This window comes from Gloeothece verrucosa PCC 7822 (assembly GCF_000147335.1).
Lineage (GTDB): Bacteria > Cyanobacteriota > Cyanobacteriia > Cyanobacteriales > Microcystaceae > Gloeothece > Gloeothece verrucosa.
Genome location: NC_014501.1, coordinates 296,874 through 320,417 on the forward strand (window position 1 = coordinate 296,874; position 23,544 = coordinate 320,417).

A 23,544-nucleotide genomic window follows, 5' to 3' on the forward strand; every position below is an offset into this window, starting at 1 on the left:
ATTGTCAATCACTCAAAATAGATAAAGAAGAATTGCGAAGAATCATCATGAAGTTGGCCACCCGAGTCGGTAAAGTCACCCCTTCCCTAACATTGACCATTGCTGCTAAAGCTAAAGCAATGAAAGGACAAGGGATCGATGTTTGTAGTTTTAGTGCTGGAGAACCGGATTTTGATACACCTACCCATATCAAGGAAGCGGCTAAACTGGCTTTAGATCAAGGTAAGACCAAGTATGGTCCGGCAGCCGGAGAACCCAAGTTAAGAGAAGCCATCGCTAAAAAATTGTACCAAGATAACCATCTCAATTATCCCCCTGAACAGGTGATGGTGACCAATGGCGGGAAACATTCTCTATTTAACTTGATGTTGGCTTTAATTGAACCTGGGGATGAAGTGATTATTCCTGCTCCCTACTGGCTGAGTTATCCTGAAATGGTAACCCTGGCCGGGGGAACATCGGTTATTGTGCAAACTCAAGCTGATTATGATTATAAAATTACCCCTGAGCAATTAAAAGAAGCCATTACCCCAAAAACTAAGTTATTTGTTCTTAACTCGCCTTCTAACCCTACAGGAACGGTTTACACGCCACAAGAAATCCAAAAGTTAGCCGAAATTATCGTGGAAAAGGATATTTTGGTGGTTTCTGATGAGATTTATGAAAAAATTCTCTATGATGGCGCAGAACATCAAAGTATTGGGAGTTTTGGCGATGAGATTTTTCAGAGGACGATCATTAGTAATGGGTTTGCCAAAAGCTATTCCATGACGGGTTGGCGCATTGGCTATATGGCGGGACCGAAAGAACTCATTAAAGCAATGACTACCATCCAGAGTCATAGTACCTCGAATGTTTGTACTTTTGCTCAGTATGGCGCGGTAGCGGCTTTAGAAGGTTCTCAAGAATGTGTCGAACAGATGTGTAAAGCTTTCGCCGAACGCCGCCAGGTGATGTTAGAGAGAATTAATCAAATTGATAAGCTCAGTTGTCCGGTTCCCAATGGTGCTTTTTATGTTTATGTTGATATTAGCCAAACGGGAATGACTTCTCTGGATTTCTCGGATAAGTTACTGGAGTCTCAAAATGTCGCCGTAATTCCGGGGATTGCTTTTGGTAATGATACCACTATCCGTCTGTCTTATGCTACCGATATGAAGACGATTGAAAAAGGATTGGATCGTATCGCCCAGTTTATGGCATCTTTGTGATATTGGGCATTAGCATAGCTCCCCTCGTATCCCCCCTACTCTCTTCCTGGGGGGAGTAAATTTAAGCAGGCTGTTTTTTACTAGATACTACAAGCTATAAAATGGAGGTAAGCGGACTCGAACCGCTGACATCCTGCTTGCAAAGCAGGCGCTCTACCGACTGAGCTATACCCCCAAGTTATGAATTTATTAAATTCAAGGTTTTTTCTTTGCCTTATCTAGTATAGCGATCACTCTTCTAAATGTCAACTACTTTCTAAAACTCTTACAGATAAAGGGTTCTGGAATTTGCTTTCTTAAGCTTTACTCCATCTATTAGTCAATTAAACTTGCCTACGAGTTTTTAAGTAGGACTTTTTAGTATCAGATTAGTATCATCTGAATCTCTTAAAAGTCTTTCTATAAAATAGTTTTAGCCATTTTAGTATCAGATGGATATGTATAAAAAAAAATTATTTTTAATATAAAAATATATTAGTTTTTTAAAGACAGAGGCCCGAAGCGGAATTTATAACTAAATCACTAAATAACTAGATCAATTTTTAGTAAAATATAAACTTTAAAGATATTCTAGAAAATGAGAAAAAAAACTAGAGTTTATCTAGTCTTGGCTTATTATTTAGTTTTTCTTCTTAATTAATTTCTAGGACAAATGTTGGTAATTTTGTCACTATCTAAATATCTTTCTTCGATAATCCTTACTGAATTATCAACCCACTTAGCTACCACTGCCGCAGAAATACCATTACTGATTTGTTTTGTTATGAATGTGTCTCGTAATTGATAAGGGGTTGTCTCTCTTCCTAATAAAGGATCTACAACTTTGTTCCAGGCACGATTAGAGAAGTTATTATAATTAATCGCTTTTCCTGTCGGAGATTTAAAAACTAATTCGTTAGGAGAAACCTTAAGATTTTTTATGCTTTTTAACAAATTAGTAAGCTTATCATCACATCTAAATTTACGAGATCTATTGTTTTTTGATTTTTCATTCTCAACCGCTTCACCTTTTATATGGACTATAGATCTATCGAATGTTATTGTTTGTAATTTATCGTCTATTTGTCCCCAAGTTAACCCAATGGCTTCGCTAGGTCTGCATCCCGTATAAGCAAGAAATTTTACAAAAGGGAGATAAAAGTTGTAAGCGTATCCTCTATACACATCTGTAGTTCCTGCTTTTAAAACTCCTTTATGATTAGCAAAAGCATCGAATATTGCTTCTAATTCTTGATCAGAAAAAGCATCTGGAATAGAATTATCTTCCCAGTTGTGACGCAGTTCTGTTGCCATTCCTTCGTAAGGACTCTTGTCTAATTCAACTAACTTGTTTTTAATACCCCACTTAACACAAGCATTTATGTGGATTAAAATTCTTTTTGTCATTGAATCCGTCGTATGAGCGAGTAAATATTTCCTTACATCAAGAGCTTTGCTAATATCTTGCACTGGCATTTTATTTATATGACTACCAACAGTTGTTTTATATTCGTTTAATGTTTTAGCTTTCACTGTGCAACTCTTGTAAGAAACATATTTATTCCATAACTCGGTAAGGGTTAATTCTTTTTTCTCAGGAGGTCTTACAACATTTAAATCTTTTCTTAACTTGTATTTAGACAAGTTTTCAGGATTAAATCTCTGTAAAACTAGATCCGACTGTAATTCTTTTACTTTTGCTTGGGCAAGCTTTCTATTTTCTAAGGTATCACTCACTCCTAAGCCAATTGTGTACTGTTTACCATTAAAGCTAAATCGCACTCGTAAACGATCTCGAAAACTCTCTAGACTAACGCTTCCTGCACTGGCTTTTTTAGGTTTCTCAGTGTTCTTACTAGGTTTCATCTAAATATAACTTCTATGATGTATACCGGTATTATGGGCAAAATTTTTTTGAATCGCTATGAGTCAGGTTGTTGTTACCTTTTATAAATTTGTTTCTCTGCCAGACTATACCCGTCTACAGGCTCCTATTCTAGCCTACTGCCAACAACAAGCCATCAAAGGAACGATCCTACTGGCCTGTGAAGGAATCAACGCCACGCTCGCCGGGACTCGTGCGGGAATAGATGCAGTCTTGTCTTTTTTGCGTCGTGATAGCCGCTTCGAGGATTTAGAAGTCAAAGAATCTTTGGCCGAGTCTCCCCCGTTTGAACGCATGAAAGTCAAACTCAAGCGAGAAATCGTCACCCTAGGACAACCTCAAGCCAACCCTCATCAACAGGTAGGAATTTATGTCAGTCCTAAAGATTGGAATGAGTTGATCAGCGATCCCGATGTGATGGTCATTGATACTCGCAATGACTACGAAGTATCTATCGGGACTTTTCAAGGCGCGATCAACCCTCAAACTCATTCTTTCCGAGAGTTCCCCAATTATATACAAAATTCTCTTGATCCCACTCAGCCTAAAAAAATTGCCATGTTTTGTACTGGTGGGATTCGTTGCGAAAAAGCCTCATCTTATCTAATCACTCAAGGCTTTGAGCAAGTTTATCATCTCAAAGGCGGAATTTTAAAATATTTAGAAGAGATTCCTCCCGAAGAAAGTTTATGGGAAGGAGAATGTTTTGTCTTTGATGAACGTATAGCCATTAAACATCAACTCGAACCCGGAAGCTATGATATGTGCCGCAGTTGTGGTCATCCCATTTCAGAGATGGATAAAGAGTCTCCTCAATATGAAGAAGGTATTTGTTGTCCTTACTGTTTTGAGAGTCTCGGCCAAGAAAAAAGAAAGCGGCAACAAGAAAAAGTGCGGCAGTTACAACTCAAAAGTCGTAAAGCTTTTAAGAATGGTTAATAACTACAGATAATAATGCCTCTTCTATTGGCTTTGGTAATTCGATAGGATGAAACCGATTTATCGAAAAAGCATAGTCTTCACCGCTTTCATCAAGCACTCTAATTAGACCGTTTATTTCTGCTGTCTCATCAGGAATAACACGGTATATTTTGCCGACTTCTAGTGAAGCTTCGTAGCCTTCATTATTAAGACACACTACAAACTGATTGGCTTGAGATAGAGCTATTTCCATAGTCAATCTAGAAACGGTAGCTTAAGCTTAAATTCTTTTTTGCCAATTCCATGAGCTTCGTACCAATGGACTTCAGCTAACCTAATTATACCATTGGCTAATTGAACTTGGGCTATGCCCTTTAATTTTCTCCATTTACCCTTGCCATACTTTTTTTGTAATCGTAGTCGATTACGAATTCCTGTTCCTGTGGCAATAATTTCAATGTTCGTAATATCGCTGATAATTTCAAAATCCACTATTAAGCTAGTTTAAAAGAGATATTTTCGATCATAACATTTCTCTCTCCCGAAAAAATCTCCCATCAACTAACTTAATTAACGCGGCATTTGTTGTATTTTTGGAAGCACCTCAAAAATTTTTCATTGCCAAAGTTAACCCATCAGCAATAGGCACTAGACTAAGATTAATTCGGGGATCTTGGTGTAGTTTTTCATTCAATGAGCGAATGATTTTTGTTCTATTATCTTGGACGCTGGGATCAGCCACTCTTCCGCTCCAAAGCACATTATCAATGGCAATTAATCCACCTGGACGAACTAACTTTAATGCCGCTTCATAATAGTGATCGTAATTGCTTTTATCAGCATCAATAAAGGCAAAATCAAAGGTTTCTGCTTCTCCTTGTTGCAGGAGTTGCGCTAAACTCTCCAGAGCCGGAGCAAGACGAAGGTCAATTTTATCAGTCACTCCCGCTAGTTCCCAGTAGCGACGGGCGATCCCTGTATAGCCTTCATCAAGATCTAGGGCGATCACCTTACCTTCGGGGGGAAGGGCTAAAGCCACCACTAAGCTACTATAGCCCGTAAATACGCCGATTTCTAGCGTTTTTTTCGCTCCCATCAATTGAATTAATAAAGCTAGAAACTGTCCTTGCTCTGGCGCAATTTGCATTCTTGCCATAGGATGTTGGGCTGTTTCTTGGCGTAATTGAGTTAAAATTTCGGGTTCTCGTAAAGAAACCGCCTGGAAATATTCATACAAACCCGCATCTAATCCGAGAGTTTTGGCAGCCATATCATAATTATATTATTTTGTCAATAATTATCCGTGATGAATTCCCTAAAAGCATTTTAATCATTTTTTAGGGCGATAGGTTGAATCATTGGGCTGAATTTAGGTTTTTGAGAGTTAGCCACTGAATCAGAAAAATAACGCGCGTACATGGCTAAACTCATGGTGAGCAATATTGATGTAGTCAATCGGCCTAATTTTTTCATCCTCTCCCCATTTAATATTACCAACTAGGCTGCAATTTTGAGCGAATGAGTGCGGAGCTTTTTCCGCATCCTTTGTTAATAAAGGGTTATCACTCTTTAGCTAACAGCGACGCATGAACACTTGGGTTTAACCCTTCCATCAAACGGTAGCGCATCGGATTCGCATCTCGTTTATGTCCCTACCCTACGGCGGCTAACTAATAATTGATCATCGATTTGTGATAACACTCACTTAGGCTTCTGTGTGATATTTTAGTGTGATAGTGCGGAACGAGTTCCGCACCCCAATCTAGTTAACAAAAACCTTGAGGTCAGCGATTAATTTTTTGAGACAACAGCGTAAATTTGTTCTACTTATTTAATTAATGATGACCTTTATAGATTCCTTACTTGCTTAGGACTAGAATGAGAGCAGAAAAAGTTCCCGAACAATCTACTCAAAAGTCTTAAGTAAATCTTAAGATATGTAAAGAAACCTGCCTTTGTCTGTAAGAACTGCCGACAATACGATTGATGACAGAGCCAACACAAGACATAACTCTCGCTCAAGCAACGATCTTACTCATCCGCTATGGGTTTGATCTCAAAGGCTATTTTCCTCAAGAACTGATCGATAAGTGGTTGAAAGATTACTCAGCCAAATGGATACGCACCGCTATTATTGAAGCGCTTTATCAGGGACGTTATAAAGCCATCTCGGTTGAGCAAATCTTGAAATTGTGGAGGCGGCGAGAACAAATGACCAGTCATTTTAGTCATGAATTTGAACGTTTAATTTGCCGTAATCTGCTTGAGCAAGAAGAATCGGGCGAATATGCCAAAAGCCATGATCATCCCCCCCAAAACACAGCCACAAAAACTCTCTCAAAATCTTTTAACCCTGCTGTGATCCCTGAACAAAATCGGATTTTTTCCCCTCATAGCCATCAGCCGCCTTTTTATCCGTTAACAGCAGTGCGGAACTCGTTCCCCACCCCAATAAATGAAGCCACTGACGAGGATTTAAACCATCCCTTAGTGTCTAACTCCAGTGATGAAAACTTATCGGTTTATGAGGCGGCTCAATCACACTTAAGAAGCAACTCACAAGCTTCGCCGCTATCTCTGCTCAATCATGAGGGTTTACCCACGAGCGATACTAAGGTTAATAACTCCCAGGATTTAAAATCGGCCTTAACCAATTTAGATGAGTTGTTTACTCAATTTTTTACGGAGACTGATCCCCAAAAATCGGCATCATCGGCCTTTTATACGGATTTAGATCACGATTATCAATGGCGAGGAACCATCGCCGGGCGAACGATTGATGAATTTACCCCAAAATTAGACCGTTCGGAATTGTACTCTAAGCTTAAGGCAGTAGTCCAACAACAGTTAGAAGAAAAAACCCAAGTCAATCGCTAAAAATTCCTTGATCCCTAAGCGGTTAAAAAACTCTTGAACCCGGCAATGTTACAATATGTAAAAAAACTGAAACGTCAAGGAAACGAATGCGAGTTGCGATCGTTGGTGCAGGATTAGCCGGAATGGCCACCGCTATAGAGCTAGTGGATGCCGGCTGTGAAGTGGAAATCTTTGAATCTCGTCCCTTTGTGGGTGGCAAGGTGGGCAGTTGGCTAGATGCAGATGGCAATCACATTGAGATGGGACTACACGTCTTCTTTGGTTGCTATTACAATTTGTTTGAAGTGATGAAAAAAGTAGGGGCGATTGAAAATCTACGCCTCAAAGAACATACTCATACTTTTATTAATGAAGGCGCAAAAGTAGGAGAATTAGATTTTCGTTTCTTTACAGGAGCGCCCTTTAACGGATTAAAAGCCTTTTTTACCACTTCTCAACTTTCTACCATTGATAAAATTGCTAATTCGGTTGCTCTCGGAACTAGCCCGATCGTTCGCGGTTTAATAGACTTTGAAGGGGCCATGAAAAAGTATCCGAGATTTGGATTCTATCAGTTTTGCTGATTGGTTTCGCTCACATGGCGGCAATAATGGCAGTCTAAAACGTATGTGGAACCCCATTGCCTACGCCCTAGGATTTATTGATACAGAAAATATATCCGCCCGTTGTATGTTGACAATTTTTCAGTTTTTTGCGGCTAAAACTGAAGCGTCAGTATTACGGATGTTAGAAGGTTCCCCTGATGAATATTTACACAAACCTATCATTAATTATTTAGAACAACGCGGCACAAAAATTTATACTCGACGACAAGTCAGAGAAATTTTATATCAACAAGAAGGACAAGCAACCCAAGTCACCGGGATCATTGTCGCCAATGGGGAAAGCCAAGAAACCATTAAAGCCGATGCTTATGTCTGTGCCACTGATGTGCCGGGAATTCAACGTCTATTACCTCAAGATTGGCGTAAGTGGCCCGAATTTGACAATATCTATAAATTAGAAGCTGTTCCTGTGGCAACGGTACAGTTACGCTTTGATGGTTGGGTGACAGAATTAAATGATCCCCAAAAACGTCAACAGTTAGAAAAAGCCGCCGGCATCGATAATTTACTCTATACGGCTGATGCTGACTTTTCTTGTTTTGCTGACCTCGCTTTAACCAGTCCTGCCGATTATTATCAACCCGGACAAGGGTCTTTATTACAATTAGTTTTAACCCCCGGCGATCCTTTTATTAAAGAAAATAATGAAGCGATCGCCAATCATGTTTTAAAACAAGTACACAAGCTTTTTCCCTCTTCTCGGGAACTCAAAATGACGTGGTACAGTGTGGTTAAATTAGCTCAGTCCCTCTACCGAGAAGCCCCCGGCATGGACCGTTATCGCCCTGCACAAGTTACCCCGATCCCAAATTTCTTCCTAGCGGGGAGCTATACCCAACAAGATTATATTGATAGTATGGAAGGGGCAACCCTTTCTGGCAGACAAGCGGCGAAAGCAATTTTAGAAAAAGCTGAAGATTTAAAAATTAGTCCTCAAGCTTCTATTGCCAGCTAAATCGATCATTGTTGAACAATTTGGTGGGCTACTGCCCACCGTACTATAAAAAACTAATATTCACCACTAAAATGAGCAATTGGTTAGAACATACCGTACAAGTTGAAGTTAATGCGCCGATTGAGCTAGTCTGGAGTTTATGGTCTGATATAGAACAGATGCCCCGTTGGATGAAGTGGATTGAGTCTGTTAAGGTCTTAGAAGATAATCCTGAGTTGTCCCGTTGGAAATTGGCTAGTGGTCGCTTTGAATTTACTTGGTTATCGAAAATTTTAAGAGTGATTCCCAATCAAATTATTCAATGGGAATCTGTGGACGGGTTACCAAATCGAGGGGCAATTCGCTTTTATGATCGTCATGGCAGTAGTGTGGTTAAATTGACGGTGGCTTATTCGATTCCGGGTTGGTTAGGTAAGTTAATGGATAATCTTTTTTTAGGTCGTGTGGTTGAATCTACCATCCAAGCCGATTTAGAACGATTTAAACAGTATACAATGAACGTCCAAAGTCAATCCTAAGCCAAAAGCCGCTCAGGAAGAGAAGCGATCATCTCCTCAAAAGGAGCCGTGTTACCCAATCCCCTAGCCAATACCAAAGCCCCTTGAATTAAGATTATAGCCTCTTGTGCCCGATGTTTAGCTATTTCTGCTGGTATTCCGGCTTCTAGTAACAGACGCGCCAGTTCATCTAGCCAAATTTTCAGCATTTGTTCAATTTGGCGGTGAAATAGGTCATTACCCTCCCCAAAGGTAATGGCATTGAGTAAACAATTTTCTTGACCTTGCTGATAAAACTCATTTAAATTCTCGCACATCACCCGCAGGCGTTCCAGGGGTTCATCCCTAGTGCGTAAAGCGGCTAAAATCGTCGTCTCAAACCATTGCCCCACATATTCTAATACGGCGGCGGCCATTTCTTCTTTCCCTCCCCGAAAGTGATGATACAGACTCGAACGCCCTAAACCCGTTGCCATTGATAAACGTGACAGGGTTGCTCCCTCATAACCATATCGCCGAAAAACCGGGATTAATTGCCGAATCGCTTGTTCTCTAGACATTTTTCTCTTTTTATTTCCAAGTGGATTTTCATTGTACCGAATATTCGGTCTTGACATTAAACAGAACGTTCGGTACAATAAGAGAGTCAAAGAAAAAAAGCAGGTTAAGACCATGATTAAGCTATACGGACATGAACTCTCGGGTAACAGTTACAAAGTGAAACTCTTTTTATCTTTGTTGAATCTTGACTATGAATACATACAGGTTGATCTGATGCAAGGAGAACACAAAGGAGAAGAATTTCTCAAGCTTAACCCCTTTGGACAAGTGCCTGTATTGGTGGATGATCAAACCATCCTTTCAGATGCTCAAGCTATTTTAGTGTATTTAGCGCGTCGTTACGGCAATGAACAATGGTTACCCAATGATGCAGAGTCTCTTAGCCGCATCGTGCGTTGGTTATCCACTACTGCTGGAGAAATTCGCCAAGGTACAGAAGCCGCTAGACTATTTTACTTATTTAATGCTAAGAGCGTCAATATTGATGTGGCAACTCAAAAAGCGGCTTTTATTCTTCATCAAATTGACCAACATTTACAAGGGCGAGAGTGGTTAGAATTAGGACATCCTACCATTGCTGATGTGGCTGTATTTCCTTATATTGCCTTAGCGCCCGATGGAAAAATTGCTCTTGATCACTATCCTAATATACAAGCTTGGATTGAGCGTATTAAAAACCTGCCGGGTTTTGTAGGAATGCCGAATATAGAAGTGTCTAAAAAAGCCATCGCTATTTCAGCATAAATTATAAATTTTTGGTAGGCTATCCCTACCCAACTACTCCTTAATCAGATTTTGTATGAGGGAAAAAATCATGGCTAGAAATTTTACGAATATAGCCTTTACTGATGGCGTGAAAGCGACTCAAAGCTGCTACGGTTCTAGAGAAATTTATGATAACTTTGCCAAGCGAGGGGTATCTGAAGATGTATTAACAGCGAAAGAAATAGAATTTATTGCGGCACGAGACAGCTTTTATATGGGAACAGTTAATAGTAATGGCTGGCCTTATATACAATTTCGAGGAGGGCCTCAAGGATTTTTAAAAGTTCTCGATGAGAAAACTTTAGGTTTTGTAGATTTTAATGGGAATCAACAATATCTGAGTTCAGGGAATCTAAAAGACAATAACCGAATTTTCTTATTTTTGATGGATTATGCTCATCGAAGACGCTTAAAAATTTGGGGACGCGCCCAAGTAATTGATGATAACCCCGAATTGCTCAATCAATTAGCTGACCCCAATTATCAAGCCGAATTAGGACGAGTATTTTTGATTAAAATGGAAGCGCTTGATTGGAATTGTCCCCAACATATTCCCATTCGTTATTCTGAGGCAGAAGTCCAAGAAATGATTGCTCCGCTTGCGGCACGGATTCGGGAATTAGAGAGTCAATTAGGGCAATAAAACTTTTTATTAGGTGAACAGTGCGGAACACGAGCGTTGCACCCCAGTCTCTCATACTATAATAATTTCGGTGCTTAGTAATAGCGCGGCTCAAAATTTATAGGTTTCTCATCAAAATCATTCCCACCTCTAACCGAGCTTAAGGACTGTTTATAAATCCACACTAAAATTTTTGGTAATTATGCGTATCTTACCCTTAATTACCCTAAAAATAAACCAGTAATTCAACTTTTAATCAGCAGCAATATTGTAGCGCAACCCGTTGGCGGCTAGTGCGTCTAGATTGGGTGTTTGGATGGGACTCCCATAACAACCAAATTGACCGAATCCCGTATCATCAAGGACGCTAAACAGCACATTAGGAGTGCCTTCTTTAGCTGGCAAAGGTTTTGGCCAAGCAGGACTAGACTGATCTACTGTCCGTCCTATTACACCAGGAAAAGTGGTTTTGGGTTTGTATTCACGTAAGTACCTGGACATAAATAAAGTTGATTATGTTAAGAAATGTAAAAGCCTTGAAAGCCTTTCCTGTTCCCAGATCCCAGATCCGGTGTTCCCTTACCAAACAGTTAACTTTAATTTTGTCCAGGTACTTAGCGGCATAGATTTATCCTTTTAGGCAAATTTTTGTGTAATAAATTGGGGATTTTAATGCTCAAAAATTTAACGACCTAATAATTACCCCAATAAAACTAAGTAACCCAATCATTAGCAAAGCCACCGCAATAATTTCCGCACTATTAGAGGATTCGTAAGTATAGCAATTGCTCTGAATTTGTTTGAGTAAGCGACGATGTTCTCTCAATCCTAAAGCCATCCCCAGCATTCCCGTAGCAATAAAAGACAGTCCCACGATGACCGAAAATCTGACTGGGTTAAGGTTATGACCAAGATGGGTATTTTCAATCGCCTTGACGATAGTGGGAATACCAAAGCCAAAAGCAATCAAGGATAGAGAGGTGCGTATCCAAGCCATTAAAGTGCGGTCTGCTGCTGCCCGGCTGCGATATTTAGCCAGTTCGGTGCGGTCTGCTGCTAATTCATTGGTAGAACGCTGTTTAGGGGTTTCTGAGTTGATAGGCGGCTGGCTCATAATGGATTAGTTTTGGTCTAATGCGGCTAATTTGCGCTTATTCCAGATAGATAGAGAACACCCAGAACGGCTCCCAAAATCAAATAAAGCTAAACCAATATTGTCAGCAATAACCAGGATAGACTGCTCATTATTGGGACTCGCTGTAACTTGTAACGGCTCCGGGTGATCACCATGATCATAATAACAACATCGATAATCGCCAAGCTTTGAAAAACACTGCAAGTCTCAAAACACATACTAAAGCAACCTGCACCAAAAACCGATCTTTAGTCATAAAAGTTAAGGATTAGGCGAGGATTGCGGCTAATTTAATGAATCAATATATATTTCACTTCATAAGAGCATTAAGTAATTCATCAATATCTTTCAACCCTTGTACACCTGGCTCTCCATAAACAATTTTTTTAATATTATCTAACTCATCTTTAGGGTTGATAGGTTGTGTAGTTTTATAGGATGATGCTGAGGTATGAGCAATAATTCCCCTGTTCTCACCAAAGGAGTTCATAGAAGTAAGCCAGAATTCCTCTAGATAATCACAGTTGATCCCGATAGGTAAAAGCAGAGTCAAAAGATTTTTTTCTTTAATACCATGATTATCATTTACACAAGAGATAAAACAGCTAAGAGCTTTATCTATTTTCTGATCTAATTGTAACTTTTCCTTATGTTTTTGCTTGGAACTCGTTTGTTTAGGCGTAAGCGAATCTGGAGGTGCTTCTAATTCCATTCCCGAAAAAGCAAGTAAACAGATTAATGTGCGTCGAATTTCTGCATTTTTCTTCCAAGCTTTAACGGCTGACAATGCTATTTCTTTCATTCGATCTTCAAGATAAGCTTCAATTTCAGCATGAGCTAATACTCGATAAGAACTTGCATGAACTAACTGTCTTTCAGAATATAAGCCAGATGGATCAAATTTTCTAGGTAGAAAATATTTTCTAAGTATATTTAGCTCCTTTTCTAGCGCTCTAAATCTTGGAGAACGAGGCATATCTAATCTTTTCTACCTTATCTAAATCCTGAAAAAAAAATCCGATTATCAATTAATTCAGGAATGTTAAAATCTATTTTCAAAACTTCTCGTAAAGCCTTCCCCCAAAGGGCCAATCTTGTGTAAGTTTTAGCAATAGTATTTGTAGTGCTTTTGAGGGAATTGATAAAATCTTGTGATGAAGAACAAAGAGTCTTAAATGCTTGTTCAATTTTTGTTGGATCTACCTCGTTTACTCTTTCTCTAATGACTGGATCTGAAAAATAAAATAATATTGCTTCTAGTAAAGAATAACTCCGATTTTTTTCATATTTTTCTTTATTTTTTAACCAAATTCTTCCAAAATTATCTTGGCCAAATATCTTGATAGTAAGCATCATAGCATCTTCAAATTGTTGAAGAGTTTTCTCTATATTATCTTGATCTTTTTCCCAAGCTTTATTAAGTTTTTTACAGGTTTCATCTAGAAAAGCTTTTAAACTCCCTCTATATGCAGGCAAAAAATACTGAAATGCAACGTATTTTAAGAGTAATTGATTATCACGCATCCTAAAATCTGGTTGTTTAGGGAAAATATATTTTAACCCTTGACTTTTATTTGACCAATCATCTATATAATCAGTAAACTTGCCGGGATTTAAAGCTTGTCTGAGTTCTTGAGGAGATAAAGGAGTATTTTCAACATTTAATCTCAAAAAGACTTTATATAGAAAATCTTCACTTTGCCAATTTCGTATGATTGTTGTCCTAATTGTTTGATTGTCTAAAGCATCTAAAGTGTCACGATGTAAAGGATCAAAGTTTTCCCATTTCAATCCATTAAGCTCGGAGAGAAATTCTAAACCTTTTAACTTAAAATTATTATTAACTGATTTACTTTGATTATAAAATTGCAAAATGGTGAGTAAACGCTGCTTACCATCTAGCACTAAATATTTACCTTTTTCTCTTTCTACTAAAACTATTTGTGGTACAGGAAGCCCTAAAATCAAAGATTCTATAAAACGACTCTTGCGTATAATATTCCAAGCATCTCGGCGCTGAAAACTAGGATTTAAGTTAATATTCTCACGGGTCAGTTGATTTAAGATAGTTTCTGTTGTCCAATCAGTTCCATAAACAACAATTTTAGAAATCTGTTTGATATCAAAGTGAGAAGTATCTGACTCATCCTGTTCATCATCATCGCCAAGTTCTTCTTCCCACTCTTCTCTTTCGTCCTCTAGCTCTAATATCTGGCTCATCTTATATCTTTTTTACTAGGCGGCTTGAAAATAACTCTTAATCCTCAATTATAACATAAATTTTTTTTCTTAATCAAACAAAGCATTTAACAAAAACTAGCGATATAAAGCGTAATCCCATCAGGGTCAAATTCTTCACATTTTTTCGCCAGATTAATAATAGACTTTTCAGCGAGCTTCCATTGCTGTTGCCATCCCGGCGGACTAGCCGCCTCAGTAGCCGCCTTTTTGGCCAGAATAATTGTATAGTCTCGTTTTTGTAAAAGATGCTCTGACATTTTTAGGTTTTAATTACCAAAGGGGATCAGAATATAAATTAATCGTGATAGACTTTGTCCCGGCTGGCACAGCACTAATACAAGCACAGATAGGTGTTCCATCATCTAACTCGACTTCACAGGCATGACAAGACCCCATCAAACAACCTGTAGGAATAAGAACACCGGCCCTTTGTGCTACCTCTAACATGGGTTCTCCCGCAGTAGCATCAATGGTGATATCATCAGGTAAAAATCGAATTTGAACGGTCATTTTTTCTTTCCTTTTAGGCGTTACCTAGATCAGATCTCTTTAGAGTTTTGATAAAATCGGCGTTAAGTCTAAATGAGATTCCACTAAATCCGCGATCACATTTAAAGTCGCTTCCCGTTGCTCTCGATAGTTAGCAATACCGGTAGGTAAAGCAGACAGTCCTCGCCGATGTCGTAAAAAATTTAACCACGCCCGTCGCCAAGCCCCATTATCAAATAGTCCATGCAAATAACAACCCCAAATTAAATGGGAACTGTTGACTAAACCTAATTTTTCGTCATTAAACAAAGCTTGACAACCCAGCTTTTCAGGTTGCTTGACCCCATTAACTAAGCGAGTAACGCCCTGATGAATTTCATAGCCGCTAATGGGCAAACCCGACTGAGGATAATTGGAAAAAACTTGTCGCTGAGAGGCGATTTTGTCAGGAATAATCACCGTTTCTATGGGCAATAAATTTAATCCGTTAAACTCCTGTTGCTCACTTTCTAATTTTTCTGGGTCTAAGACTCGTTCTCCCAACATTTGAAACCCGCCACAAATGCCAAGTATCACCCCTCCGGCTGCGGCATAGTCTTGTAACTTTTGAGCCATGCCGCTTTTATATATAGCCATTAAGTCTTCTATAGTCGTTTTTGAGCCAGGAATGATCACAGCATCAGGGTATCCTAATTCTTGGTGTAAATCCACATAATTGAGAGAAACGCTCACCTCAGAATCTAACGGATCAAAATCTGTGAAATTGGCAATACGGGGAAGACGAAGCACGCTAATATTAATCTCAGCATTAGGTTTAATACGTCTTTCAAACAAATCTAGGGAATCTTCTGCTGGGATTAAAACATCACTCCAAGGAATTACCCCCAATACAGGAATGCCGGTGTATTCTTCTAACCATTTAATGCCAGAATCTAATAAAGAGCGCTGTCCTCGAAATTTATTGATGATAATTCCTTTAATGAGAGTGCGTTCTTCGGGTTCTAATAAAGCGAGAGTTCCCACGATATGAGCAAAAGCCCCACCTCGGTCAATATCCACCACTAACAAAGTCGCCGCCCCTAAATGCTTGGCTACTCTCATGTTAGTTAAATCTCGATGTTTAAGATTGATTTCAGCCGGACTTCCTGCCCCTTCACAAACCACTAAATCAAATTCTAGAGATAAGCGTTCTAAACAAGAGGTGATAGCCTCCCAACCGGTCTCAAAAAACTGATCATAATAGTCTGAAGCCGTAATTTTCCCAAACACTTTGCCCTTGAGAATGACTTGAGAGGTCATATCGCCTTGGGGTTTGAGTAAAATGGGATTCATCTCCACTCTGGGCGTAGTCCCTGCGGCCCAAGCTTGTACCGCTTGAGCAAAGCCTATTTCGCCACCGGCGGGGGTAACATAAGCATTAAGAGCCATGTTTTGTCCCTTAAAGGGAGCGACATGCCAACCTCGTCGGGCAAGTATACGACACAATGCTGCTGTTAAAAAAGATTTTCCTGCGTGGGAGGTTGTCCCCACCACCATAATTCCTTTCATTGCTTAAATCTACTTTCTGACTTTCTCTATCATAATTTCTCTAACTCAAGGTTAGAACGAAATTGAAAACCAGCGAGTTAAAAAATTCACTAGCCGCTCCCAGAGTGAAGGAGTCGGAACAGGAAAGTTTTGAGCTTCCCATTTTTCGACGATTTGTCGTCCTAGGGGGGTCAAACGAAAGCTATCGGTGATTCCTTGTCCATCTACTTCTCGTCGCAATAACCCCACCTGAATGAGCCACATTAATTCCCTTTCTGCTCGTCCTTCACTCAGCAGCTTTTTAGTATATTGTTGTTCGAGTCCTCTTACTCCTGAGATGAGTGGCAAAGGCACACTTTGATGGCGCATGGTTTTAAACAAGATTAGCTGGAAAGGAGAGCAAAATAGCGCCTGTTCGGCTCGGGTTAGGGTTCGTGTCGAGTATTGAAGTAATGACTGTTTTGGGCTTGAAGATGCTGTCATAGGAAATATAGGGACTAGAGGAAAGGGAAAAGGCAACTAATGACCAATGACTAATGACTAATTTGTCTTCCTATTAGCATTGTAAAGTTTTATGATGGAATAGGATGAAATTTATTTAAGGAAGGAAACTATATGGCTTTAGCAGTTGGCACAGAAGCCCCTAACTTTACCACTGTGGATGACGAGGGCAATACTGTTTCCTTGTCAGATTTTCAGGGTAAGATAGTTGTTTTGTACTTTTATCCTAAAGATGATACTCCAGGCTGCACCAAACAGGCGCAAAGTTTTCGTGATAATTATCAGGAGTATCAAGATAAGGACATGGTGGTCCTCGGTGTCAGCATGGATGATGAAGCTTCCCATAAAAAGTTTAAAGAGAAGTATGGTTTACCTTTTAAATTGTTAGTTGACACCGATGGCAAAATTACTAATGCTTATGATGTTTCTGGGGGAGGATATGCCAAGCGCGTAACCTATATTATCGATGCCCAAGGAACCATTATTGCTGTTGATGATAAAGTGAAAACTGAAACGCACGCCCAAGATATCTTAACTACCATTAGCTAGTTATTATCAGTGGTTGTGGTGGTGGGCATTGCCCACCCACTTTTGATGAAGAGAGCTAAATTTAAGTCAAGGTTTTATTTAGACCAACACAAAACTATAAGTCAACCGGAAGGGCTGACCTAAGCTTTGGGGACGAGAATCACCATAGGATCACAGGGACCTTTAGACGGCGGCTACATCAGTATCTAGGCTCAACTGTTCACTGCTGGGTAACTCCAAGCAATAACCCGCCCCATAGACGGTCTTGATGTAACGAGGGTGTCTCGGATCTGGCTCGAGTTTGGTTCGCAGATGGCGAATATGAACTCGAATGGTTTCTATATCGTCATCAGGATCATATCCCCAAACTTCTTTGAGAATATCGCTAGGGGAGACAGTTTGACCATGACGTTGCAATAAACAATGGAGTAACTCAAACTCCAAATGAGTCAATTTCACAGTTTTGTTAAACCAAATGGCCTCAAACCTTTCAGGCACAAGGGTTAAGGGCCCATAATTGAGAATCTCAGAATGTTTAGCCGCTTGGGGAATTCGGTCCGTTCGCCGCAGCAGGGCCCGCACTCTAGCCAGCATTTCTTCTACTTCAAAGGGCTTAGTGAGATAATCATCAGCCCCCGCGTTGAAGCCTTCCACTTTGTCCTGTGTTTGACCTAGGGCGGTTAACATCAGAACCGGAATATCGGATGTGCGCTCATCCCGGCGCAGTCGCTGACACACGGTAAAACCATCAACTTTTGGTAGCATTAAATCAAGCATGATCAGATCTGGCTGTAATTGGACAGCCAAAGCTTGACCTTTTATGCCGTCTTCTGCTTGGTTAACGTCATAACCAGCCATCTCTAAGTTGATGGAGACTAATTCGGAGATTGCGGGATCGTCATCTATTACGAGTATTCGGGGCATCACCAGAGAGTTATGACTATAGGGATAATTGTAACTTTTGACTAAGAAATGTGATCACAAAATAAAATTCCTGTACCGATTATAAGCATGATTGCAAATTTCATCTTAATTTTGTTAAATTTTAGCTATAAAATCTTACCTCATTTCTTTTTTATGTCAAGAGTTGTTAATATTTTTGACTAAATTGTAACTAATAAAGGATAAATTTGCCTTAGATAAGCGGGTGGGACTGTCTCGACTAACCATACTCCATTCTCAGAAACGAAAAATTGATAACCAGCTTGGTACATCGCAGCCGCATCCAGTTCAAACACTACAGGTTTGCCTTGGCGCTGACCAACCTTTCTGGCCGCTTCTATGGTAGTGGATAAATGAACATGATGGCGAGCCATTTTCAGTAAACCCTGACTTAAAATTGACGGGACTGCCTTTGTGGATGTGCCGTGATATAAAATCTCTGGGGGAGCAAGCGATGTTAATTGTAGGTCAACCGGGACGCTATGACCTTGATTGGCTCTGATGAGGGTTTTTGTCTGATCAAAAGAAAAACGCTGTTTATCATTGTTTGTCACCACTTCCTCTAATTCTTCACGTGTCAGAGGAAATTGAGCTTCAAGGCAGGCGGCTAAAAGTTTCTCGACCTCAACCCAGCCCCCAGGTGCAAGTTCAAGCCCTAATTCTTCAGGGTGATGTCGCAGATGGTAACTGAGATATTTACTGATTTTCAAGCAGCGATTAGATTTCATTTTTAACAGGCAACAGCGAATAGGCAACAGCGAATAGGCAACGGGCAACAGGAAATAGGGGGAAAGGGGAAGAGTAAGGGCAAGGCTAATATTATCTAAATTTAACTTACTTTTGTCTTTGTCTGTTCCCTATAGCCTTTTGCCTTTCTTTGTAAGAATTCTTAATAAAAAGTCTCATCAATTCAGTTTAACCTACTCAATTAGGCAGTTTTTTAAGCTTTTGTAAAACTCATTCATAAAGCGTTAACCTTAGAAAACCGGAAGTATAGCATGAGCGTTAATTTATCCACCTTATTACGTGAAGGGACCAAAAAATCCCATAGCGCAGCAGAAAACGTTGGTTTTGTCAAGTGCTTTTTAAGAGGCGTGGTTGAAAAAACTTCTTATCGGAAGTTAGTGACTAATTTTTATTTCGTCTACACAGCGATGGAAGAGGAAATGGAAAAACTTCGCGAACACCCCATTGTCTCTAAAATCTACTTCCCTGAGTTAAATCGTAAATCGTCTCTAGAACAAGATTTATACTTCTACTACGGGGCCAACTGGCGCTCTGAAGTAGCTCCCTCAGAAGCCGGTAAAGCTTATGTAGCAAGAATTCACGAAGTAGCTGCCACTCAACCTGAATTATTAGTCGCTCATTCCTATACCCGTTATTTAGGCGATTTATCAGGCGGACAAATTCTCAAAAAAATTGCTCAACGGGCGATGAATTTGGAAGAAGGCGGCACCGCTTTCTATGAGTTTGAAGACATTTCCGATGAGAAAGCCTTTAAAAATCGATACCGTCAATCCTTAGACGAAATGCCTATCGATCAAGAAACGGCTAATCGCATTGTCGCTGAAGCTAATGATGCTTTCCGTCTCAATATGAAGATGTTCAACGAATTAGAAGGCAATTTAATCAAGGCCATCGGTATAATGCTATTTAATACCCTTACTCGTCGTCGCACTACTGGCAGCACGGAAACTGAATTGGCTACGGCTGATTAAGGAAATTGATCACCACTCCGGTTTCAATAAGTTCCACTGAAGATCGATAAAGCTATACAATCCTGATATCTGGGTTGCGGTTGATGTAATCGTTATCTAGATATCGGGATTGTCTGGCATTTAAGAAATATTTTGCAGTTTAGCTACCATTTGAGCGCGAGAGCGCACATCGAGCTTACGAAATATTCGTTTTAACGCTTGTTTAACCGAGTTTTGAGTAATCCAAAGTTCTTGACCAATTTCTGTGTTAGTGAGTCCTTGAGCCACTAAGGAGATAATCTGTAATTCACGGGAAGTTAGTTTTTTAGCCCAATCCGAAGTTAATTGAGGATCGGGTGAGTTGATACGGGCTAAATTAGCAGAAAAATGAGTACAGATAGCACTTAAAAACATTAAATCATCTATATTAAAAGCAGAGGTTTCCCGAATACGCGCAAAGTGAACTGTACCGATTAATTGCCCCTGTCCGACGATCGGGCCTGTCATAATATGCTCATGGTCAAAACTCGAACAGCAATTTTGATAAAGTAAGCTTTGTTTCCACTGCTCTTGAGTGAGTAATAATTGTTCGTGGGCAGGCGCATGACGTTCTATCACATATTTTAAAACTGGATCGACTTGACGACCTATTTTTTCATAACGATCAACAAAACTATCGGGTAAACCTTTGACATCAACCTGAGCAACTTGAGACAAATTATCGAGTAAATAAATTCCCCAACGTTGAGCTATAAAGAGTTCTCCAGCAGTATCCATGAAATGCGATCGCATTTGCTGTTGATTAGAAGCAGTAGCGAGTGATGCGATCAGAGAGTGTAAAACATTTGTTTGCATAATGATTTATAAACTACCCAGTTGGGGACTAGGCTTTTTAATCAAGTCAAGAATATGATAGCAGCGAGCTTAGGCATAATTCCTTCTGTACTCTATTAATTGACCATCAGCAAAGCCATGAATCAAGACATTAAACATCGGATCGGATTAGTGATTTTTCCAGGGATGACCCAACTGGATATTAACGGCCCTTTAACGGTTTTGCATCGTACACCTAATAGTCAAATTTATATACTGTGGAAGAATTTAGACCCTGTTACCAGCGATGAAGGGTTAAAAATTTTGCCGAATCAAACCTTTGCTGAGTGTCCGCCTTTAGATGTGGTGTGTGTCCCTGGAGGGCCTGGACATCTGGAGATGATCAAAGACAAGGAAATGTTAGAATTTTTGCAAAAGCAAAGTCAACAAGCGAAGTATGTTACCTCGGTTTGTACAGGAGCATTAATTTTAGGGGCGGCTGGACTGTTGCAAGGTTATCGCGCCACTTGTCATTGGGCGTTTTTGGAACAATTAGGCTACTTAGGGGCGCAAGTTTGCCGAGAAAGAGTTGTCATAGACCGCGATCGTATTACAGGGGGTGGTGTTACGGCCGGGATTGATTTTGGATTGATCTTGGTTAAAGTTTTATGTGGGGAACAAACGGCTAAATTTATTGAATTACTCTTGGAATATAATCCCGATCCTCCGTTTGGGGTTGGTTCTCCGGAAAAAGCGGGTAAGGAATTAGTCGCTTTAGTTCAGCAAATGGGGAAGGAGTATATCGAGACTTCTCGACAAGAAATTCAACAGATAGCCAAGAAATTGAACCCAACGTCTGTATAGTATAAAAGCGATCGTAGGGTAGGGTGGGCAAAAGTAGTTTAAAATCTATTTCGACCTTGCCCACCTGTTCAGCAGACACTAGCTAAAATGCCAATAATTTTGGGAAGGTCTCAGAGATAATATTCATTAAAATCAATTTTAATTGCCTTACCTTCAAGTTGTAAAAATTTCCAAATGTTACCCGATGTCACCGCCCCTAAAATAATCGGAATATTATTACCTTCTCGCTCATTAAAAATTTGTGCCGCTACCATTTGGGCCACACATTGACCTAATCCTCCTACAATATTTTCTTTTTTCGCTTCTACTAGGCTGATCACGGGAGAGGTAATAAATAGCTGTTCAGGAGAAGCACTAATTAAAAAGTCACAAGTGCCATTTAAGCCTTGTTCTAGATCAACATTGAACTCTACTCCTGAAAAAAGACTTATTTTTAAATAAGCTTGTTTTCTTAAATCTAATAAAATTGGAGCAATAATCATTTCAGAGCGAGCTTTTTCTGTGTTTATTTTTAGTGCAAGTTGGGAATTTTCTCTCAAGAAGCTATCAAGTAATTGACTAGGAGCAAGTTCAGTCGTTTGAGCAAAAAGGTCTAAGTCTTCAATGATTTTTAAGTCAAAAGATTTTTTGACCTTGGCCAAAGTGAAATCGCTGTAAGACATTTTGAGTCAATTTAAGCAGAGTCTTTTGTTGTCTATTATAGTAATGCGGGCTAATTTTGGCCTTAAAAGAAGCCGCTAAATATACTTAGAGTTAACTGATGAGTTACTCTGGAGATTAGACACAGAAAATACCACTGGAACAACCAACGATGACAAACTGGTTTACTCGCCGACAATTAATTAATCATGGTAGTAATGCTTTATTAGGGTTAGCTACCTTTAGTGCCATTAGCTTACTCAGTAAAATAGGAGCGGCTGATCCTTCAGAAGACCCAACCATCACCACTCTTAAACAACGTATTCCGATTTTAATGCGTCAAGCCCTTGTGCCGGGTATCTCTTTAGCGATAATCAACAATGGACAATTATATTGGAATGCGACTTTTGGAGTCAAAAATTATAAAAGTAAACAACCAATCGACAATAACAGCATATTTGCGGCGGCTTCTTTAACTAAACCCTTGTTTGCTTATAGTGTCCTCAAACTCTGCGAACAAGGACAATTAAATCTCAATACTCCTTTAACTGAATATACAGCTAAACCCTATATTAAAGACCCTAGAATTAAACAAATTACAGCCCGAATGGTTTTATCTCATACCACCGGTTTTCCTAACTGGAGTGGTAATCGTCCAGTATGGATACAAAGAACACCCGGAACAAAATTTAGCTATTCCGGAGAAGGATATATATACTTACAAAAAGTCGTAGAAGAAATTACGAATCAATCGTTAGACAATTATATCAAAAATAATTTTCTTGATCCTTGGGGAATGACGAGCAGTAGTTTAATCTGGGAGCCACAGTATGAAATCAGCGCAACTTTTGGACATGATCGCTTTGGCAATCCGAAAACCATGAGTAAACCCACAAAAGCCATTTCAGCAGGAAGTTTACGCACCACAGCTACAGATTATGCTCAATTTCTGATGGCGATGATGAACCCAGGAACACCAGACAGTTCCAACCTAACTCAAGAGAGTCTCGACGAAATGTTGCGTCCTCAAATTAAAATTACGCCCTCTCTAGATTGGGGTTTAGGATGGGGAATAGAACATAGTGCTAATCAGGATTACTTTTGGCATTGGGGAGATGTAGGAAGCTTTAAAAGCTTTACTGTTTCCAACAAAAAACAAAAAAACGGCATTGTTATTTTAACCAATAGTGAAAACGGGCTGAAAATTTGCTCCGAAATAGTCGGTTTATCCCTAGGTGGGCAACATCCAGCTTTTCGTTTTAGCATGATTCGTTATTAATTTTGAGGAGG

Annotated in this window: 29 protein-coding genes, 1 tRNA gene and 1 pseudogene; 11 read left to right on the plus strand and 20 right to left on the minus strand. The window is 39.6% G+C overall.

Annotated features, from left to right (window positions below; genetic code table 11):
• The first annotated feature begins 47 nt into the window (after positions 1–47).
• Positions 48–1,211 carry a pyridoxal phosphate-dependent aminotransferase gene (locus CYAN7822_RS01280; RefSeq protein WP_013320426.1) on the plus strand — a complete coding sequence of 388 codons (1,164 nt, stop codon included), beginning with the start codon at positions 48–50 and terminating at the stop codon, positions 1,209–1,211.
• A 102-nt stretch (positions 1,212–1,313) separates the two neighbouring features.
• On the opposite strand, the gene CYAN7822_RS01285 is transcribed toward CYAN7822_RS01280, so the two are convergent.
• Positions 1,314–1,386: transfer RNA gene (locus tag CYAN7822_RS01285), tRNA-Ala, on the minus strand.
• 461 nt (positions 1,387–1,847) lie between these two features.
• On the minus strand, positions 1,848–3,056 hold the full coding sequence (locus CYAN7822_RS01290; RefSeq protein ID WP_013320427.1) for a tyrosine-type recombinase/integrase: 1,209 nt from the start codon (positions 3,054–3,056) through the stop codon (positions 1,848–1,850).
• A gap of 58 nt (positions 3,057–3,114) precedes the next feature.
• On the opposite strand from CYAN7822_RS01290, the gene trhO reads away from it, so the two are divergent.
• Positions 3,115–4,014 carry an oxygen-dependent tRNA uridine(34) hydroxylase TrhO gene (trhO, locus tag CYAN7822_RS01295; protein WP_013320428.1) on the plus strand — a complete coding sequence of 300 codons (900 nt, stop codon included), beginning with the start codon at positions 3,115–3,117 and terminating at the stop codon, positions 4,012–4,014.
• On the opposite strand, the gene CYAN7822_RS01300 is transcribed toward trhO, so the two are convergent.
• The 4 genes from CYAN7822_RS01300 to CYAN7822_RS37370 form a co-directional block, all read right to left on the minus strand.
• Entirely contained in the window at positions 4,001–4,249 is a 249-nt protein-coding gene (locus CYAN7822_RS01300; protein WP_013320429.1) for a hypothetical protein, read from the minus strand. The genes trhO and CYAN7822_RS01300 overlap by 14 nt on opposite strands.
• Positions 4,250–4,251: 2 nt before the next feature.
• Positions 4,252–4,488 carry a hypothetical protein gene (locus CYAN7822_RS01305; RefSeq protein ID WP_013320430.1) on the minus strand — a complete coding sequence of 79 codons (237 nt, stop codon included), beginning with the start codon at positions 4,486–4,488 and terminating at the stop codon, positions 4,252–4,254.
• Between the two features lie 112 nt (positions 4,489–4,600).
• The gene (locus tag CYAN7822_RS01310) at positions 4,601–5,266 is read right to left on the minus strand and encodes a class I SAM-dependent methyltransferase (protein ID WP_013320431.1); all 666 of its coding nucleotides are present in this window, start codon (positions 5,264–5,266) and stop codon (positions 4,601–4,603) included.
• A 56-nt stretch (positions 5,267–5,322) separates the two neighbouring features.
• The gene (locus CYAN7822_RS37370; protein ID WP_157871761.1) at positions 5,323–5,469 is read right to left on the minus strand and encodes a hypothetical protein; all 147 of its coding nucleotides are present in this window, start codon (positions 5,467–5,469) and stop codon (positions 5,323–5,325) included.
• A gap of 513 nt (positions 5,470–5,982) precedes the next feature.
• Here CYAN7822_RS37370 and CYAN7822_RS34290 point away from each other — a divergent pair.
• The 3 genes and pseudogenes from CYAN7822_RS34290 (at position 5,983) to CYAN7822_RS01325 (ending at position 8,951) form a co-directional block, all read left to right on the plus strand.
• A complete protein-coding gene (locus CYAN7822_RS34290) occupies positions 5,983–6,873 on the plus strand; it encodes a hypothetical protein (RefSeq protein WP_013320432.1) in 891 nt (296 codons plus the stop codon).
• An 86-nt stretch (positions 6,874–6,959) separates the two neighbouring features.
• A pseudogene (gene zds / locus CYAN7822_RS01320) lies at positions 6,960–8,433 on the plus strand (9,9'-di-cis-zeta-carotene desaturase).
• A gap of 71 nt (positions 8,434–8,504) precedes the next feature.
• Positions 8,505–8,951, plus strand: a complete 447-nt coding sequence (locus CYAN7822_RS01325; protein ID WP_013320433.1) for an SRPBCC family protein — start codon at positions 8,505–8,507, stop codon at positions 8,949–8,951.
• Here the strand turns inward: CYAN7822_RS01325 and CYAN7822_RS01330 are convergent.
• The gene (locus CYAN7822_RS01330; RefSeq protein WP_013320434.1) at positions 8,948–9,490 is read right to left on the minus strand and encodes a TetR/AcrR family transcriptional regulator; all 543 of its coding nucleotides are present in this window, start codon (positions 9,488–9,490) and stop codon (positions 8,948–8,950) included. The two genes, CYAN7822_RS01325 and CYAN7822_RS01330, sit on opposite strands and share 4 nt — an antisense overlap.
• Before the next feature lie 112 nt (positions 9,491–9,602).
• On the opposite strand from CYAN7822_RS01330, the gene CYAN7822_RS01335 reads away from it, so the two are divergent.
• Entirely contained in the window at positions 9,603–10,235 is a 633-nt protein-coding gene (locus CYAN7822_RS01335) for a glutathione S-transferase family protein (protein ID WP_013320435.1), read from the plus strand.
• Between the two features lie 70 nt (positions 10,236–10,305).
• On the plus strand, positions 10,306–10,899 hold the full coding sequence (locus CYAN7822_RS01340) for a pyridoxamine 5'-phosphate oxidase family protein (RefSeq protein WP_013320436.1): 594 nt from the start codon (positions 10,306–10,308) through the stop codon (positions 10,897–10,899).
• Positions 10,900–11,130: 231 nt separating this feature from the next.
• Here CYAN7822_RS01340 and CYAN7822_RS01345 read toward each other — a convergent pair whose 3' ends face one another.
• The 9 genes from CYAN7822_RS01345 to CYAN7822_RS01385 all read right to left on the minus strand — a co-directional run bounded on the left by CYAN7822_RS01345 (position 11,131) and on the right by CYAN7822_RS01385 (position 16,753).
• Positions 11,131–11,379 (minus strand): sulfatase-like hydrolase/transferase, encoded by a 249-nt coding sequence (locus tag CYAN7822_RS01345; protein WP_013320437.1) that lies wholly within the window; start codon positions 11,377–11,379, stop codon positions 11,131–11,133.
• 175 nt (positions 11,380–11,554) lie between these two features.
• Positions 11,555–11,992 carry a YidH family protein gene (locus CYAN7822_RS01350; RefSeq protein WP_013320438.1) on the minus strand — a complete coding sequence of 146 codons (438 nt, stop codon included), beginning with the start codon at positions 11,990–11,992 and terminating at the stop codon, positions 11,555–11,557.
• Between the two features lie 6 nt (positions 11,993–11,998).
• Complete coding sequence (locus CYAN7822_RS01355; protein WP_041933090.1) at positions 11,999–12,217, minus strand: hypothetical protein; 219 nt, start codon at positions 12,215–12,217, stop codon at positions 11,999–12,001.
• Between the two features lie 106 nt (positions 12,218–12,323).
• Entirely contained in the window at positions 12,324–12,989 is a 666-nt protein-coding gene (locus CYAN7822_RS01360) for a HEPN domain-containing protein (RefSeq protein ID WP_013320439.1), read from the minus strand.
• A gap of 17 nt (positions 12,990–13,006) precedes the next feature.
• Complete coding sequence (locus CYAN7822_RS01365; RefSeq protein WP_013320440.1) at positions 13,007–14,233, minus strand: DUF262 domain-containing protein; 1,227 nt, start codon at positions 14,231–14,233, stop codon at positions 13,007–13,009.
• Between the two features lie 86 nt (positions 14,234–14,319).
• Positions 14,320–14,511 (minus strand): vWA domain-containing protein, encoded by a 192-nt coding sequence (locus tag CYAN7822_RS01370; RefSeq protein WP_013320441.1) that lies wholly within the window; start codon positions 14,509–14,511, stop codon positions 14,320–14,322.
• Positions 14,512–14,524: 13 nt separating this feature from the next.
• Positions 14,525–14,764 carry a 2Fe-2S iron-sulfur cluster-binding protein gene (locus CYAN7822_RS01375; RefSeq protein ID WP_013320442.1) on the minus strand — a complete coding sequence of 80 codons (240 nt, stop codon included), beginning with the start codon at positions 14,762–14,764 and terminating at the stop codon, positions 14,525–14,527.
• A 39-nt stretch (positions 14,765–14,803) separates the two neighbouring features.
• The gene (gene cobQ, locus CYAN7822_RS01380) at positions 14,804–16,291 is read right to left on the minus strand and encodes a cobyric acid synthase CobQ (protein WP_013320443.1); all 1,488 of its coding nucleotides are present in this window, start codon (positions 16,289–16,291) and stop codon (positions 14,804–14,806) included.
• Between the two features lie 51 nt (positions 16,292–16,342).
• Positions 16,343–16,753: an Npun_F0494 family protein gene (locus tag CYAN7822_RS01385; RefSeq protein WP_013320444.1), complete on the minus strand. Its 411-nt coding sequence runs from the start codon at positions 16,751–16,753 to the stop codon at positions 16,343–16,345.
• Between the two features lie 132 nt (positions 16,754–16,885).
• Between CYAN7822_RS01385 and CYAN7822_RS01390 the strand changes: the two genes are divergently transcribed.
• Positions 16,886–17,320 carry a peroxiredoxin gene (locus CYAN7822_RS01390; protein ID WP_013320445.1) on the plus strand — a complete coding sequence of 145 codons (435 nt, stop codon included), beginning with the start codon at positions 16,886–16,888 and terminating at the stop codon, positions 17,318–17,320.
• A gap of 162 nt (positions 17,321–17,482) precedes the next feature.
• On the opposite strand, the gene CYAN7822_RS01395 is transcribed toward CYAN7822_RS01390, so the two are convergent.
• Together CYAN7822_RS01395 and CYAN7822_RS01400 are read right to left on the minus strand one after the other, a co-directional pair.
• Entirely contained in the window at positions 17,483–18,223 is a 741-nt protein-coding gene (locus CYAN7822_RS01395; RefSeq protein WP_013320446.1) for a response regulator transcription factor, read from the minus strand.
• Positions 18,224–18,402: 179 nt separating this feature from the next.
• A complete protein-coding gene (locus CYAN7822_RS01400; protein ID WP_013320447.1) occupies positions 18,403–18,969 on the minus strand; it encodes an RNA 2'-phosphotransferase in 567 nt (188 codons plus the stop codon).
• Between the two features lie 270 nt (positions 18,970–19,239).
• Between CYAN7822_RS01400 and CYAN7822_RS01405 the strand changes: the two genes are divergently transcribed.
• Complete coding sequence (locus tag CYAN7822_RS01405; RefSeq protein ID WP_013320448.1) at positions 19,240–19,959, plus strand: biliverdin-producing heme oxygenase; 720 nt, start codon at positions 19,240–19,242, stop codon at positions 19,957–19,959.
• Between the two features lie 120 nt (positions 19,960–20,079).
• On the opposite strand, the gene CYAN7822_RS01410 is transcribed toward CYAN7822_RS01405, so the two are convergent.
• Positions 20,080–20,793: a LuxR C-terminal-related transcriptional regulator gene (locus tag CYAN7822_RS01410; protein ID WP_013320449.1), complete on the minus strand. Its 714-nt coding sequence runs from the start codon at positions 20,791–20,793 to the stop codon at positions 20,080–20,082.
• A gap of 117 nt (positions 20,794–20,910) precedes the next feature.
• Here CYAN7822_RS01410 and CYAN7822_RS01415 point away from each other — a divergent pair, with 117 nt between their 5' ends.
• Positions 20,911–21,615 carry a DJ-1/PfpI family protein gene (locus tag CYAN7822_RS01415; RefSeq protein ID WP_013320450.1) on the plus strand — a complete coding sequence of 235 codons (705 nt, stop codon included), beginning with the start codon at positions 20,911–20,913 and terminating at the stop codon, positions 21,613–21,615.
• A 110-nt stretch (positions 21,616–21,725) separates the two neighbouring features.
• On the opposite strand, the gene CYAN7822_RS01420 is transcribed toward CYAN7822_RS01415, so the two are convergent.
• Positions 21,726–22,277 (minus strand): hypothetical protein, encoded by a 552-nt coding sequence (locus CYAN7822_RS01420; protein ID WP_013320451.1) that lies wholly within the window; start codon positions 22,275–22,277, stop codon positions 21,726–21,728.
• Between the two features lie 149 nt (positions 22,278–22,426).
• On the opposite strand from CYAN7822_RS01420, the gene CYAN7822_RS01425 reads away from it, so the two are divergent.
• Positions 22,427–23,533, plus strand: coding sequence for a serine hydrolase domain-containing protein (locus CYAN7822_RS01425; protein ID WP_013320452.1), 1,107 nt, complete (start codon positions 22,427–22,429; stop codon positions 23,531–23,533).
• Positions 23,534–23,544 lie beyond the last annotated feature (11 nt).

Excerpts from the sequence above, each read along its gene's own strand:
- CYAN7822_RS01340 (WP_013320436.1), top strand. The coding sequence starts at position 10,306 with ATGGCTAGAAATTTTACGAATATAGCCTTTACTGATGGCGTGAAAGCG.
- CYAN7822_RS01395 (WP_013320446.1), bottom strand. The coding sequence starts at position 18,223 with ATGCCCCGAATACTCGTAATAGATGACGATCCCGCAATCTCCGAATTA.
- CYAN7822_RS01405 (WP_013320448.1), top strand. The coding sequence starts at position 19,240 with ATGAGCGTTAATTTATCCACCTTATTACGTGAAGGGACCAAAAAATCC.
- CYAN7822_RS01400 (WP_013320447.1), bottom strand. The coding sequence starts at position 18,969 with ATGAAATCTAATCGCTGCTTGAAAATCAGTAAATATCTCAGTTACCAT.
- CYAN7822_RS01410 (WP_013320449.1), bottom strand. The coding sequence starts at position 20,793 with ATGCAAACAAATGTTTTACACTCTCTGATCGCATCACTCGCTACTGCT.
- CYAN7822_RS01345 (WP_013320437.1), bottom strand. The coding sequence starts at position 11,379 with ATGTCCAGGTACTTACGTGAATACAAACCCAAAACCACTTTTCCTGGT.
- CYAN7822_RS01360 (WP_013320439.1), bottom strand. The coding sequence starts at position 12,989 with ATGCCTCGTTCTCCAAGATTTAGAGCGCTAGAAAAGGAGCTAAATATA.
- CYAN7822_RS01385 (WP_013320444.1), bottom strand. The coding sequence starts at position 16,753 with ATGACAGCATCTTCAAGCCCAAAACAGTCATTACTTCAATACTCGACA.
- CYAN7822_RS01310 (WP_013320431.1), bottom strand. The coding sequence starts at position 5,266 with ATGGCTGCCAAAACTCTCGGATTAGATGCGGGTTTGTATGAATATTTC.
- cobQ (WP_013320443.1), bottom strand. The coding sequence starts at position 16,291 with ATGAAAGGAATTATGGTGGTGGGGACAACCTCCCACGCAGGAAAATCT.
- CYAN7822_RS34290 (WP_013320432.1), top strand. The coding sequence starts at position 5,983 with ATGACAGAGCCAACACAAGACATAACTCTCGCTCAAGCAACGATCTTA.
- CYAN7822_RS01370 (WP_013320441.1), bottom strand. The coding sequence starts at position 14,511 with ATGTCAGAGCATCTTTTACAAAAACGAGACTATACAATTATTCTGGCC.
- CYAN7822_RS01335 (WP_013320435.1), top strand. The coding sequence starts at position 9,603 with ATGATTAAGCTATACGGACATGAACTCTCGGGTAACAGTTACAAAGTG.
- CYAN7822_RS01350 (WP_013320438.1), bottom strand. The coding sequence starts at position 11,992 with ATGAGCCAGCCGCCTATCAACTCAGAAACCCCTAAACAGCGTTCTACC.
- CYAN7822_RS01425 (WP_013320452.1), top strand. The coding sequence starts at position 22,427 with ATGACAAACTGGTTTACTCGCCGACAATTAATTAATCATGGTAGTAAT.
- CYAN7822_RS01420 (WP_013320451.1), bottom strand. The coding sequence starts at position 22,277 with ATGTCTTACAGCGATTTCACTTTGGCCAAGGTCAAAAAATCTTTTGAC.
- CYAN7822_RS01325 (WP_013320433.1), top strand. The coding sequence starts at position 8,505 with ATGAGCAATTGGTTAGAACATACCGTACAAGTTGAAGTTAATGCGCCG.
- CYAN7822_RS01375 (WP_013320442.1), bottom strand. The coding sequence starts at position 14,764 with ATGACCGTTCAAATTCGATTTTTACCTGATGATATCACCATTGATGCT.
- CYAN7822_RS01415 (WP_013320450.1), top strand. The coding sequence starts at position 20,911 with ATGAATCAAGACATTAAACATCGGATCGGATTAGTGATTTTTCCAGGG.
- CYAN7822_RS01300 (WP_013320429.1), bottom strand. The coding sequence starts at position 4,249 with ATGGAAATAGCTCTATCTCAAGCCAATCAGTTTGTAGTGTGTCTTAAT.
- CYAN7822_RS01290 (WP_013320427.1), bottom strand. The coding sequence starts at position 3,056 with ATGAAACCTAGTAAGAACACTGAGAAACCTAAAAAAGCCAGTGCAGGA.
- CYAN7822_RS37370 (WP_157871761.1), bottom strand. The coding sequence starts at position 5,469 with ATGAAAAAATTAGGCCGATTGACTACATCAATATTGCTCACCATGAGT.
- CYAN7822_RS01390 (WP_013320445.1), top strand. The coding sequence starts at position 16,886 with ATGGCTTTAGCAGTTGGCACAGAAGCCCCTAACTTTACCACTGTGGAT.
- trhO (WP_013320428.1), top strand. The coding sequence starts at position 3,115 with ATGAGTCAGGTTGTTGTTACCTTTTATAAATTTGTTTCTCTGCCAGAC.
- CYAN7822_RS01330 (WP_013320434.1), bottom strand. The coding sequence starts at position 9,490 with ATGTCTAGAGAACAAGCGATTCGGCAATTAATCCCGGTTTTTCGGCGA.
- CYAN7822_RS01280 (WP_013320426.1), top strand. The coding sequence starts at position 48 with ATGAAGTTGGCCACCCGAGTCGGTAAAGTCACCCCTTCCCTAACATTG.
- CYAN7822_RS01365 (WP_013320440.1), bottom strand. The coding sequence starts at position 14,233 with ATGAGCCAGATATTAGAGCTAGAGGACGAAAGAGAAGAGTGGGAAGAA.